The 13,065-nt window shown below is 70.0% G+C and carries 11 protein-coding genes; 10 read left to right on the forward strand and 1 reads right to left on the reverse strand.

What is annotated here, in order from left to right:
- The first annotated feature begins 92 nt into the window (after positions 1-92).
- The 4 genes from FXF51_RS34460 (at position 93) to FXF51_RS34475 (ending at position 5,291) form a co-directional block, all read left to right on the forward strand.
- Positions 93-1,703, forward strand: coding sequence for an ABC-F family ATP-binding cassette domain-containing protein (locus FXF51_RS34460; RefSeq protein WP_148438894.1), 1,611 nt, complete (start codon positions 93-95; stop codon positions 1,701-1,703).
- 64 nt (positions 1,704-1,767) lie between these two features.
- Positions 1,768-2,568: a hypothetical protein gene (locus tag FXF51_RS34465; protein WP_148438895.1), complete on the forward strand. Its 801-nt coding sequence runs from the start codon at positions 1,768-1,770 to the stop codon at positions 2,566-2,568.
- A gap of 124 nt (positions 2,569-2,692) precedes the next feature.
- Positions 2,693-4,111 (forward strand): sigma-70 family RNA polymerase sigma factor, encoded by a 1,419-nt coding sequence (locus FXF51_RS34470; RefSeq protein ID WP_148438896.1) that lies wholly within the window; start codon positions 2,693-2,695, stop codon positions 4,109-4,111.
- A gap of 79 nt (positions 4,112-4,190) precedes the next feature.
- Positions 4,191-5,291 carry a C40 family peptidase gene (locus FXF51_RS34475; RefSeq protein WP_148438897.1) on the forward strand — a complete coding sequence of 367 codons (1,101 nt, stop codon included), beginning with the start codon at positions 4,191-4,193 and terminating at the stop codon, positions 5,289-5,291.
- A gap of 6 nt (positions 5,292-5,297) precedes the next feature.
- Here FXF51_RS34475 and FXF51_RS34480 read toward each other — a convergent pair whose 3' ends face one another.
- Positions 5,298-5,789: an inorganic diphosphatase gene (locus FXF51_RS34480; RefSeq protein ID WP_148438898.1), complete on the reverse strand. Its 492-nt coding sequence runs from the start codon at positions 5,787-5,789 to the stop codon at positions 5,298-5,300.
- A 107-nt stretch (positions 5,790-5,896) separates the two neighbouring features.
- On the opposite strand from FXF51_RS34480, the gene dacB reads away from it, so the two are divergent.
- The 6 genes from dacB to folE all read left to right on the forward strand — a co-directional run bounded on the left by dacB (position 5,897) and on the right by folE (position 13,062).
- Entirely contained in the window at positions 5,897-7,297 is a 1,401-nt protein-coding gene (gene dacB / locus FXF51_RS34485; protein ID WP_262380033.1) for a D-alanyl-D-alanine carboxypeptidase/D-alanyl-D-alanine-endopeptidase, read from the forward strand.
- 45 nt (positions 7,298-7,342) lie between these two features.
- The gene (locus FXF51_RS34490) at positions 7,343-8,419 is read left to right on the forward strand and encodes a zinc-dependent metalloprotease (protein WP_187414724.1); all 1,077 of its coding nucleotides are present in this window, start codon (positions 7,343-7,345) and stop codon (positions 8,417-8,419) included.
- A 271-nt stretch (positions 8,420-8,690) separates the two neighbouring features.
- Positions 8,691-9,692: a tRNA lysidine(34) synthetase TilS gene (gene tilS / locus FXF51_RS34495; RefSeq protein WP_148438900.1), complete on the forward strand. Its 1,002-nt coding sequence runs from the start codon at positions 8,691-8,693 to the stop codon at positions 9,690-9,692.
- A gap of 10 nt (positions 9,693-9,702) precedes the next feature.
- Positions 9,703-10,254 carry a hypoxanthine phosphoribosyltransferase gene (gene hpt, locus FXF51_RS34500; protein ID WP_148438901.1) on the forward strand — a complete coding sequence of 184 codons (552 nt, stop codon included), beginning with the start codon at positions 9,703-9,705 and terminating at the stop codon, positions 10,252-10,254.
- A 238-nt stretch (positions 10,255-10,492) separates the two neighbouring features.
- Positions 10,493-12,487, forward strand: a complete 1,995-nt coding sequence (gene ftsH, locus FXF51_RS34505; RefSeq protein WP_148438902.1) for an ATP-dependent zinc metalloprotease FtsH — start codon at positions 10,493-10,495, stop codon at positions 12,485-12,487.
- Positions 12,484-13,062 (forward strand): GTP cyclohydrolase I FolE, encoded by a 579-nt coding sequence (folE, locus tag FXF51_RS34510; RefSeq protein WP_148438903.1) that lies wholly within the window; start codon positions 12,484-12,486, stop codon positions 13,060-13,062. The genes ftsH and folE overlap by 4 nt, the downstream gene beginning before the upstream one ends.
- The last annotated feature ends 3 nt before the right edge of the window (positions 13,063-13,065 follow it).

Raw genomic sequence — 13,065 nt, forward strand, 5'->3', positions numbered from 1 at the left:
TTCCCTACAGTTCTAGTCATTAGATCACTTACTGTCCAGGGCCCGGCGATATTGGGATGCCACGCCGCTGACTCGTTCGTTAACCTGCCGGGATGGGCCACGTTGAAGTAGGACATCTGACGTACGTGCTGCCCGACGGGCGGCCCCTGCTCAACGACGTGTCCTTCAGGATCGGCGAGGGTGTGAAGGCGGCGCTGGTCGGGCCCAACGGCGCGGGCAAGACCACGCTCATGCGCCTGGTCGCCAGCGACCTCCAGCCGGTCGAGGGCAGCGTGGCCAGCTCCGGCGGGCTGGGCGTGATGCGGCAGTTCATCGGCAGCGTGCGCGACGGCAGCAACGTGCGCGACCTGCTGCTGGGCGTGGCGCCGCCCGCCGTGCGGCAGGCGGCCGAGCGGCTCGACGCGGCCGAGCTGACGATGATGGAGCGCGACGACGAGAAGACGCAGATGCGTTACGCGCAGGCCATCAGCGACTACACCGACGCCGGCGGCTACGACATCGAGGTGCTCTGGGACACCTGTACGGTGGCCGCCCTCGGCGTGCCCTTCGAACGAGTGAAATATCGCGACGTGTCGACGCTGTCGGGCGGCGAGCAGAAACGGCTCGTCCTGGAGGCGCTGCTGCGCGGCCCCGACCAGACCCTGCTGCTCGACGAGCCCGACAACTACCTCGACGTCCCCGGCAAGGAGTGGCTCGAACAGCAGCTCAGGGAGACGCCCAAGACCGTCCTGCTGGTCAGCCACGACCGCCAGCTCCTGGCGAACGCCGCCGACCGCATCATCACCGTCGAGTCAGGCAACATCTGGATCCACGGCGGCGGCTTCACCACCTACGCCGAGGCGCGCAAGGCCCGCAACGAGCGCCTCGACGAGCTGCGCAAGCGCTGGGACGAGGAGCACGCCAAGCTCAAGGCCCTGGTCAACATGCTGAAGAACAAGGCCCGCTACAACGACGGCATGGCCCCGGCCTACCACGCGGCCCAGACGCGGCTGCGCAAGTTCGAGGAGGCGGGGCCGCCCGAGGTGGCGCCGAGCGACCAGAACATCAAGATGCGCCTGCGCGGCGGCCGCACCGGCAAGCGCGCGGTGATCTGCGAGGGGCTGGAGCTCTCCGGCCTGATGAGCCCGTTCGACCTGGAGGTCTGGTACGGCGAGCGCGTCGCGGTGCTCGGCTCCAACGGCTCGGGCAAGTCCCACTTCCTGCGCCTGCTGGCGGGCGAGCCCGTCGCCCACGAGGGCGGCGCCAGGCTGGGCGCCCGCGTGGTCCCCGGCCACTTCGCCCAGACGCACGCCCGCCCCGACCTGCTGGGCCGCACCCCGGTCGAGATCGTCATGACCGAGCACGCCAGGCTCAAGAACGAGGCGATGAAGATCCTGGCCCGCTACGAGCTGGCCGGGCTGATCGCCGAGCAGCGCTTCGACACGCTGTCCGGCGGGCAGCAGGCGCGCCTGCAGATCCTGCTGCTGGAGCTGTCGGGGGCGACGCTGCTGCTGCTCGACGAGCCGACCGACAACCTCGACCTGGCCAGCGCGGAGGCGCTGCAGGTCGGCCTGGACGCGTTCGACGGCACGGTGCTGGCGGTCACGCACGACCGTTGGTTCGCCGCCGACTTCGACCGGTACCTGGTCTTCGGCTCCGACGGCACGGTCTACGAGTCGCCCGATCCGGTCTGGGACGAGTCCAGGGTCGTGCGTCCCCGTTAAAGATTCGGTACGGCTGGCGCGTGTCCCGCGTCAGCCGGGCCCATGCTCGGGTTATCACGGCAAAGTGATCCCGCGCAGCCGAACCGTCAGCCTGCTCGTACTCGGGGCGATCTGCCTTGCCGCGTGTTCGAGTGAGGAACAACCCGTACAGAAGCTCCGGCCGCTGGCCCTCAAGGAGCAGGCCTCCAACATCGTCAAGTCCGCCGACGGGTACGCCGTCACCTGGGCGGGCGTGCTCAGCAACGCCAACCCGTGGCACTTCGGCGAGCACGTGGTGGCCACGATCGTCGGGCACGACGCCAAGGGCGCCGAGGTGGTCAGGATGGACCAGCCGCTCGACGCCGTGCCGCCGGGCGGCTCGCTGGCCTTCACCGGGCAGGCCAGCGCCACCCAGAAGCCGGCGAAGGTGACGATCCAGTACCGCCCCGCGCAGTGGCGGCAGGCGGCGCGGATCGCCTCGGCGTTCCAGCGCTTCCCGACCTCGCGGGTCCAGACGATGCGCCAGAAAGACGGCGCTTTCCTCATCACCGGATATGTCGACAATCCTTATTCGGTTCCGGCGAGCACCCTGGTCGTGAACGCGCTGCTGCGCGACAAGGCGGGCAAACTCCTCGGCGGCGGCAGCACGTTCGTGGACGAGGTGCAGGCGGGGAGCCCGCCGCGCTTCATCCTCACGGTGAGCGGGCTGCCGAAGGGCGCAGAGGTGGCCAAGACCGAGATTACCGCCAGGACCTGGGGATCCACCGGCCGCCCCTACGAGGACCTGGCGCTCAGCGGCGCCGTGCCCGTGCACACGATCAAGCCGACGAGCGAGCCGTTCGCGGTGGACCGCAACACGCAGATCGTCTCCGAATATAAGCAGTGATTTCTGCAAATTTCGGAGAATAGGCGCCTTTATGTGGACGAAATTCGGCTACGTCGCCAGACAAGCCATGCCATCGGCGTGAACAGGTAGAACTACTAGTTACCGATCCATTACCTTCAGTCACATGAATGACCGCGTCCTGGTCGAAGCACTCCGCGCCCGTGATCCAGGAGCGCTGTCCGCGCTCTATGACGCCCACGCGGAGAGCGTCTACCGCTACTGCTGGTCCCTGCTGCTGAGCGCCGAGAGCGCCCAGGTGGCGCTCCGCGACACGCTGATCGCCGCCGAGGCGCACGCCGGCGCGCTCGCCGACCCTGATCGGCTGCGCGTCTGGCTGTACGCGCTGGCCCGGGCCGAATGCCTGCGCCGCCGCGCCGCCGCCCCGCCGGGCGCCGCCGAAGGACTGGCCGAGGCGCCGCCCTTGGACGATCCCGCGGACGCCGACCTGCGCGTCATGGCCTGGAACGCCGTCCAGAGCCTGCCCGTGGCCGAGCGCGAGGCGCTGGAGCTGGTCCACCGGCACGGGCTGCCCGCCGCCGACGTGGCCCAGGTGCTCGGCCTGCCGCCGCGCAGGCTCGAACTGCTCCTGGAGGGGGCGGCGGAGCTGCTGCGCGACGCCGTCACGGCCGAGGTGCTGGCCAGGAAGGGCCCGTACGACTGCCCGCGCCGCGCCCGCATCCTGACGGGCTTCGCCGGCGAGCTGACCCCCGAGATGCGTGAGCACCTCGTCAGGCACCTGTCCCGGTGCGAGGCCTGCGCGCCGCACCGCAGCCGCGAGGTGTCGGCCGCCAAGGTCTACGGGCTGCTGCCGGGGGCCGTGCTGCCCGACTCGCTGCGCATCAGGGTGATGAGCTGCTTCGCCGACCCCGAGTTGCTCCCCTACCGCCGTTACGTCGCCAGGCGTACGGGTGTGCTGGGAGCCGCCGGGTTTCCCGTTTCAGGGGAGCGGCACGTTCGGCGGTGGCCTCAGGCGGTGGCAGGCGCGCTGGCGGCGATCGCGGCCGTGGTGGCGATAGCGGTGATCTTCGATCGGATCGGGAGGGACAACGGTGGGGTCACAGGCATCGCGACAGCCGCGTTCCCGGCGACCGGCGAGCCGCCGGGCATTCGACTGCCCTGGCAGGCGAACCCGCAGGATGAGCCGCTGACCGTGGTCCCCATCGTCGACAACGCCACCACGCACCCCCTCGGCGTGACCGGCACGCCGTCCCACGGCACGCAGGCGCCGCCCCCCGCCGTGCCCTCGGGCGTGCGGTCCTCGCCCACCAGCGGCCCGCCGCCGTCGGAGCCCCCGGACCAGCACGAGGGGCCCGAGCCCACGGAGCTGCCCGGCCGCCCCTCGGAGCCCCCGCCCGAGAACCCGCCCGAGAACCCATCAGAGGAGCCGACGCCCTCCCATCCGAGCACCCGTACCCCGTGCCCGACCCCGACCCCCACCCCCACGCCGACCCCGACCCAGACCCCCACCCCGACCGCGACACCGACGGAGCCCGCCACCCCCACCCCCACGGAGGAGCCCTCCCCCTCTCAGACGACCTCCTGAGGCTGCCGGACCTTTACGTTACGTGCGCGAATTGGCGGGGAACGTGTGCATAGAGTAACCAATGGTTTCAGGGGGACCTATGCGCGCATTCCCGACAGGGGTCCTCGCAGGCTGCCTCCTGCTGAGCCTGTGCCCGCCGGTGGAGGCCGATCGGGGGCCTTCCTCCCGCGACGTTCAGAAGGCCAGGGAGACGGTACGTGAGCGCTCCAAGGAGCTGAGCCGGACGACCGCCGAGCTGGCCACCGCCCAGTCCCGCCTCGACACGCTGGCGGCCGAGGTGGAGCGGCTGGTGGAGGCGTACAACGGCGAGGTCGTCCGGCTGCGGCAGGCCGAGCTGGCCCACCAGCAGGCCGGAGTACGGCTGGCGGCGGCCGACGCCGAGGCGGAGCGGGCCAGGCAGGCCGTGGCGGTGCTGGCGGCGGAGAGCTACGGCGGGCTCGGGACGGTGCACCCGGTCGTCGGCATGCTGACCGACCAGGGCGGTCCCGACGGGTTCCTGCACCGGGCCGGCGTGCTGGGGCACCTGAACGAGGAGCGGGCGGCCGTCCTCGGCCGGATGCGCGACGCGCAGGAGGTCGCGGCGATCCTGCGCACACAGGCGGCCGGAGCCCACGCGGCCAGGCAGGAGGCGGCGGAGCGCGCCCGGCGGGCCAAGCTGGCCGCCGAGGAGGCGGTACTGGGCCAGCGGCGCGAGACCAAGCAGCTCACGGCGCGCAAGGAGAGCCTGCAACGCGCGGTGGACGCCGCCCGCAGCCGCGCGGAGCTGCTGGCCAGACGGCGCCAGACGGCGCTGTCCGGGCTGGTCGGCGGGGGCTCGGCGATGGGCGACGTGGCCGCGAACTGGGCGCTCACCCAGCTCGGCAAGCCGTACGTGTGGGCCGCCGACGGGCCCGGGACCTACGACTGCTCGGGGTTGTCGATGCGGGCGTGGGAGCGGGCGGGCGTCCGGCTCGACCACTGGACGGGCACCCAGTGGACGTCGGGCCCGCACGTGCCGCTCGACCAGCTACGCCGCGGCGACCTGCTGTTCTTCGCCCACACCGGCGACCCGTCGACCATCCACCACGTCGGGATCTACGTCGGGCGCGACCAGATGGTGCACGCCCCGCAGACCGGCGACGTGGTGCGGGTCGCCTCGATCTGGCGCGGGGACCTGGTGGGCGCCACCAGGCCCCGCTGAGGAGGCCTAGTGGTGGCCGGACTCCTTGAGGCGGCGGAACGAACGCTCGATCTCGGCCTCGGCCTCGATGCGGCCCACCCAGTTGGCGCCCTCGACGGACTTGCCGGGCTCAAGGTCCTTGTAGACCTCGAAGAAGTGCTGGATCTCCAGCCGGTCGAATTCCGACACGTGGTGGATGTCCTGGATGTGGTGCATCCGGGGGTCGGTGGACGGCACACAGAGCACCTTGTCGTCCCCGCCCTTCTCGTCCGTCATCCGGAACATCCCGACCGCCCGGCACGTGATGTAGCACCCGGGGAACGTCGGCTCCTGCAACAACACCAGCGCGTCCAGCGGATCGCCGTCCTCGCCGAGGGTGTTCTCGATGAAGCCGTAGTCGGCGGGATACTGCGTGGAGGTGAACAGGAGCCGGTCAAGCCTGATCTTCCCGGTCTCGTGATCCACTTCGTACTTGTTCCGTTGCCCCTTGGGAATCTCAACGACAACGTCGAACTCCACCGCGGTTCCTCCGCTCAGGCCCCCGGGCACCCCCGGCTGGGCGTTAATGTCTCGTAGGCGAACACAGAGAGAGGGCAGGCGACGTGGCGCGGCGCGACCGGTTGGTGATGCTGACCACTCTCGCCGTGCTCCAAGCCCTCACGATCGTCACCGGCATCTATGCGATGACCACCGAGTTCAGCCTGAGCGCGCTCACGAGCGGGTCTTCACCGACCGAGCCGACGGCGTCACCGGCGGAAGGCATTCCCTCCGTCCCCGTCGTCACCGCGGGGCCTGTGCTGGCCCAGCTCCCGGTGAAGCCCGGAGACGGACCTCTCCCGACTAAGGGTACTTTGACGAAGCAGTTGGCCAGTGCCCTGGGTGACGATGCGCTCGGCGACCGCGTCGGCGTCTCGGTCATCGACACCGTCACCGGGGAGCAGCTCTTCGCCGCCGATCCGGACACCGCCGTCACCCCCGCCTCCACCACCAAGATCATCACCTGTTCGGCCGCCCTGGCCTCGCTCGGCCCCGACACCCGCTTCTCCACCAGGGTCGTGCAGGGCTCCGCGCCCGGCACGGTCGTCCTCGTCGGCGGCGGCGACCCCCTCCTCGCCGGCCCCTCGGCCAAGCAGGACGGCTACCCGAAGCAGGCCAGTCTGGCCACGCTCGCCGCCCGCACCGCCGCGACCCTCAAGTCGCAGGGCGTCCGCAAGGTCACGCTCTCCTACGACACTTCCCTGTTCACCGGCCCCACCAAGGCGTCCGGCTGGAAGCCCAACTACATCCCCGACGGCGAGGTCGCCCCTGTCCACGCCCTCACCATGGACGTCGGCCGGCAGGACCCCCGCTTCCGCAGCCCCCGCGTGCCCGACCCGGCCCAGTACGCCGCCGACGCCTTCGCCAGGCTGCTCGCCAAGCAGGGCGTCAAGGTCGGCAAGTCCGTACGCCAGGCCAAGGCCCCCGCCGGCGCCGCCGAACTCGGCCGGGTCGACTCCGCCCCCCTCTACGCCCTCGTCGAGCACACCCTCACCCACAGCGACAACGACATGGCCGAGGCCCTGATGCGGCACGTCGCCATCAAGGAGGGCCAGGAGGCGTCCTTCGCGGGCGGCGGCAAGGCCGTCGCCGCCGTCATGCAGCGCCTCGGCATCGCCCAGGGCGTCTCGCTCGACGACGGCAGCGGCCTGTCCATCCGCAACCGCATCAGCCCCAACGCCCTGGCCAAGGCCATCGCCCTGTCCGGCTCCGCCGGCCACCCCGGCCTGCACGCCATCGCCTCCGGCATGCCGATCGCCGGCTTCTCCGGCACCCTGGGCAACGGCCGCCGCTTCGTCGGCAGCGACAGCAAGGGCCAGGTCGGCCTCGTCCGCGCCAAGACCGGCACCCTCAACCACGTCAACACCCTGGCCGGGCTGTCCACCACCAAGGACGGGCGGCTGGTCACGTACGCGTTCATGGCCGACCGGGTGCCGGTCAACGCCGAGCCCGTACTCGACCGGCTCGCCGCCATCGTCGCCCGCTCCTGACGCGCTCCTTCGCAGGTGCGGCCAGAACCACGTACGGTGGACGTTATGCAGGTGATCGACTGGGATCTGGCCGTCACGACCGGCACGCGCCTCGTGCGCCCCGGCCCTCAGGTGAGCCGGGAGGAGGCCAGGCAGGCCGTCACCGAGCTCCGTACCCTGTCGCGCGAGGCCGAGGGCCACGTACGACAGTTCACCAAGATTCACACAGAGGCCGCGCCACAGCCGGCCACCATCGTCGACCGGCCGGGCTGGATCAAGGCCAACGTCCAGGGCTTCCGCGTGGTCCTCGAGCCGCTCACGCAGCGCATGAGCTCCAGCGCCAACCAGGCGCCGGCCATCGTCAGCGCCGTCGGCTCCCGCATCACGGGCGTCGAGGTCGGCGCCGTCCTGGCCTTCCTCGCCTCCCGCGTGCTCGGCCAGTACGAGCTCTTCCTCCCGCCCGACCCCACCGGCCAGGAGCCGGTCGGCCGGCTGACGCTCGTCGCGCCCAACATCGTCCACGCCGAGCGCGAGATGAACGTCAACCCCCACGACTTCCGCCTGTGGGTCTGCCTCCACGAGGAGACGCACCGGGTGCAGTTCACGGGCGTGACGTGGCTGCGCGAGTACGTCCGGTCGCAGATGACCGAGTTCCTGCTCGCCTCCGACCTCGACCTGCCCACCCTCCTCGAACGTCTCCGCAACGCCGCCGACACGGTCGCCGACGTGGTGCGCGGCGGCGAGGGCAACCTCATCGACGCCATCCAGTCACCCGGCCAGAAGGAGATCCTCGATCGCCTCACGGCCGTCATGACCCTCGTGGAAGGGCACGGCGACTTCGTCATGGACGCCGTCGGCCCGTCCGTGGTGCCGTCGGTGGCGGACATCCGTTCCAAGTTCGCCCAGCGTCGCGAGGGCGGCTCCCGCCTCGACCGCACGGTGCGGCGGCTGCTGGGCATCGAGGTCAAGATGAAGCAGTACGCGGAGGGGTCGGCCTTCGTGCGCACCGTGGTGGACCGGGTGGGGATGGACGGCTTCAACAAGGTGTGGACGTCGCCGCAGACCCTGCCCACGACCCCGGAGATCGCCGACCCTGACGCCTGGATCAGCCGCGTCATCGGCACCCCGGCCCTCCCCGCCTGACCCACCGCCCGCCATTCGCCGCTCCGGCGGGCCGGGCCCGTTCGGCGCCCTCCCGTCGCGAGCGCCGCGTCGGCGGTCAGAAGCGCACCCGGCCCGCGCCTGCTCACCGCGCCGCGTCGGCGGGACGTGGTGCGGCGGAGCCCGGCGCCCGTGCACGGAGCCCAGCCACGCGGCGCTAGTGGCGTGCCTGGCACGGGCGGCGTGAGTGGCGTGCCTGGCACGGGCGGCGAGTCGGACGCGTTGGCGCACGCATGCCCCCCCAGGTGCGACGATGACACCCGTGGGCCCCCATCCAGCCGTAGCCGACATCCGCCGAGCAGTCCGCGACGCCCTGACCGGCGTACCAGCCGACGCCCTGATCCTCACGGCCTGCAGCGGCGGCGCCGACTCCCTGGCCCTCGCAGCCGCCCTGGCCTTCGAAGCCCCCCGCGCCAACCTCCGCGCCGGCCTCCTGACCGTCGACCACCAACTCCAGCCCGGCTCAGGGCACCGCGCAGAAACGGTCATCACCCTGGCCCACGAGATGGCCCTGACCCCGGCGGAGATCCTCACGGTCACGGTAGGCAGGCAAGGCGGCCCAGAGGCAGCAGCCAGAGAAGCGAGATACGCGGCACTGGACGAAGCAGCCGACAGGCTGGGAGCGGAAGCCGTCCTCCTCGGCCACACCAGGGACGACCAGGCGGAAACCGTCCTCCTGGGCCTGGCGAGAGGCAGCGGCCCCCGCTCACTCTCCGGCATGGCGGCCAGATCGGGCCGCTACAGAAGACCTCTCCTCCACCTCCCCAGAACGACCACGGTGGCCGCCTGCCACGCCCAGAACCTCAGCCCCTGGGACGACCCTCACAACGACGACACCAGGTACACCCGGGTCCGAGTCCGTCACACGGTCCTGCCCGTCCTGGAGCGGGAGCTGGGCCCGGGGGTGGCGGAGGCGCTGGCGCGGACGGCGGCGATGGCGCGGGAGGACGCGGACGCGCTGGACGAGTGGGCCGGGTCGGCGTTCCAGAATTGCGCTCTTAGCGATATCGGCGAGTCGGTGAAGCTGACGGTTACCGAGTTGGAAAAGCTGCCCCCCGCCGTACGCACGCGGGTGCTGCGGCGGGCGGCGATCGCGGCGGGATCACCGTCCGGAGCCCTGTCGGCCACCCACGTGCTGTCCGTGGACCGGCTGATCACGCACTGGCGCGGCCAGAAAGCCGTTGACCTGCCCGGGGGTCTGTCCGCCGTCCGGCGGTATGGCACCCTGATATTCGCCATCAGTCCCATCGCGTAAGGAACCACAGGTGGACGCTGCCGACATGGGCAATGACCTGGAAAACGTGCTCATTCCCGAGGACGAGCTCCAGGCCAAGATCAAAGAGCTCGCCGGCCGGATCGACGAGGACTACGCGGGCAAGGACGTCCTGCTCGTAGGTGTGTTGAAAGGCGCGGTCATGGTGATGGCCGACCTGGCCAGGGCGTTGCACGTGCCCGTGCAGATGGACTGGATGGCGGTGTCGTCGTACGGGGCGGGCACCAAGTCGTCCGGCGTCGTACGCGTGCTGAAGGACCTCGACACCGACATCTTGAACCGCCACGTCCTGATCGTCGAGGACATCATCGACTCGGGCCTGACCCTGCACTGGCTGCTGGAAAACCTGAAGTCGCGTAATCCGGCGTCGCTGGAGATCTGCACCGCGCTGCGGAAACCCGACGCGGTGAAGGTGCCGATCGACGTGAAATACGTGGGCTTCGACATTCCCAACGAGTTCGTCATCGGTTATGGCCTCGACTACGCCGAGAGATACCGGAACCTGCCGTTCATCGGCACTCTCGCCCCACACGTTTACAAGTAGCAATCTCCGTCATGGCCGGGAACATCGCGCAACGTGACGTACGTTGATAGGGCAAGACCGGTGTAGCGGGCGGGTCCCTCCGTGCGCTCTGCCGGTGTACCTTCAGACTCCGGGAGGGTGACCACGCGTCCCCTTCGGGTAGTCAGAAGTCGCGGTGTCGGATGCCGCGGCCCCGGGCGTGCCCGGGGTTCCAGGCCATGGTCAGGAAGGGACGGGCCCGCAAGGGGTTCCGCATCGGATGGATCTCAAGCGATTTACACGTGGGCCACTGCTGTGGATCCTGGGCATCGTCGTGCTGCTCCTCCTCGTCACCCAGCTCTGGAGTGGCGGGGGCAATTTCAAGACGGCCGACACGTCCTTGGTCCTTGAGCAGATTCGCGCCGGTAACGTCAGCAACGCCAAGATTATCGACAAGGACAACCGGATCGAGGTCACGCTCAACAGCCCGATCTCGGTCAAGAAGGGCGACGCGCCGACCAAGCTGATCCAGTCGAGCTGGGTCACCGGCTACGGCAGCAAGCTGACCGACGAGCTCCAGGCTCAGGTCACCGCCAAGAAGACCACGAGCTTCACCACCGAGGTGCCGCAGGAGAACATCCTCCTCAGCCTGCTGGTGAGCTTCCTGCCGATCGTCATCATCGTGCTGATCTTCCTGTTCATCATGAACCAGATGCAGGGCGGCGGCTCCCGGGTGATGAACTTCGGCAAGTCGAAGGCGAAGCTGATCACCAAGGACACTCCCAAGACCACGTTCGCCGACGTGGCAGGCGCGGACGAGGCCATCGAGGAGCTCCAGGAGATCAAGGAGTTCCTCCAGGCGCCGGCCAAGTTCCAGGCGATCGGCGCCAAGATCCCCAAGGGTGTGCTGCTGTACGGCCCGCCCGGCACCGGTAAGACGCTGCTGGCCCGCGCGGTCGCCGGTGAGGCCGGCGTGCCGTTCTACTCGATCTCCGGTTCCGACTTCGTCGAGATGTTCGTCGGTGTCGGCGCCTCGCGTGTCCGTGACCTGTTCGAGCAGGCGAAGGCCAACGCCCCGGCGATCATCTTCATCGACGAGATCGACGCCGTCGGCCGCCACCGCGGCGCCGGCCTGGGCGGCGGTCACGACGAGCGCGAGCAGACGCTGAACCAGCTCCTCGTGGAGATGGACGGCTTCGACGTCAAGGGCGGCGTGATCCTCATCGCGGCCACCAACCGGCCCGACATCCTCGACCCGGCGCTGCTGCGCCCCGGCCGGTTCGACCGGCAGGTCACCGTCGACCGTCCCGACCTGGAGGGCCGCAAGGGCATCCTCAAGGTGCACGGCCGCGGCAAGCCGTTCGCGCCCGACGTCGACCTCGACGTCATCGCGCGCCGCACCCCCGGGTTCACCGGCGCCGACCTGGCCAACGTGATCAACGAGGCCGCGCTGCTCACCGCGCGCGCCGACCAGAAGCTGATCACGATGGACGTCCTGGAGGAGTCGATCGACCGTGTCATGGCAGGGCCCGAGCGCAAGACGCGGGTCATGTCCGACAAGGAGAAGAAGATGATCGCCTACCACGAGGGCGGTCACGCGCTGGTGGCGCACGCGCTACCCAACTCCGACCCGGTCCACAAGATCACGATCCTGTCCCGCGGCCGCGCCCTCGGTTACACGATGACGCTGCCGATGGAGGACAAGTTCCTGGCCACCAGGTCCGAGATGATGGACCAGCTCGCGATGCTGCTCGGCGGTCGCGCGGCGGAGGAGCTCGTCTTCCACGAGCCCACCACCGGCGCCTCCAACGACATCGAGAAGGCCACGGCCGTCGCCCGCCGCATGGTGGTCGAGTACGGCATGAGCGAGCAGCTCGGCGCCCGTAAGTTCGGCAGCGGCCAGGCCGAGGTCTTCCTGGGCCGCGAGATGGGCCACGAGCGCGACTACTCCGAGAAGATCGCCTCCACGATCGACGAGGAGGTCCGCCGGATGATCGAGACGGCGCACGACCAGGCGTGGGACATCCTGGTCGAGTACCGCGACGTGCTCGACAACCTGGTGCTGGAGCTCATGGAGAAGGAGACGCTCTCCCGCGAGCAGGTGCTGCAGATCTTCGCCCCGGTGATCGTCAAGGAGCACCGCCCGTCCTACGCGGGTTACGGCAAGCGCCTCCCCTCCGACCGTCCGCCGATCCTGACGCCGAAGGAGCAGTCGGCCAACGGCTCGCTCACCACGGGCCGCCAGGACGCCCTCCCGTCCGGGGACAGTGCGTGACTCAGCACGACGTCGACCTGGGGCGGATCGAGAAGGCCGTTCGCGAGATCCTCTACGCCATCGGCGAGGATCCCGACCGTGACGGCCTGATCGAGACGCCCTCCCGGGTCGCCAGGGCCATGGCCGAGCAGTATTCCGGGCTCGGCCAGACGCCGGAAGACGTGCTCAACAAGGTCTTCGACGTCGACCACGACGAGATGGTGCTCGTCCGCGACATCGAGGTCTACTCAACCTGCGAGCACCACCTCGTCCCGTTCCACGGCCTGGCCCACGTCGGGTACATCCCGAACGCGAGGGGCCAGGTCACGGGCCTGTCGAAGCTCGCCCGCCTGGTGGACGTCTTCGCCCGCCGCCCCCAGGTGCAGGAGCGCATGACCTCCCAGATCGCCGACGCGCTCATGCGCGTGCTGGAGCCGCGCGGGGTCATCGTGGTCGTCGAGTGCGAGCACCTGTGCATGACGATGCGCGGGGTGCGCAAGCCGGGTGCCAAGACCGTCACCTCGGCCGTCCGCGGCGACTTCCGCACCAGCGACAAGACCCGATCCGAGGCCATGGCGCTGATCCTCGGCCGCTGAACG

Source organism: Nonomuraea sp. PA05, from assembly GCF_008086045.1.
Taxonomy (GTDB): domain Bacteria; phylum Actinomycetota; class Actinomycetes; order Streptosporangiales; family Streptosporangiaceae; genus Nonomuraea; species Nonomuraea monospora.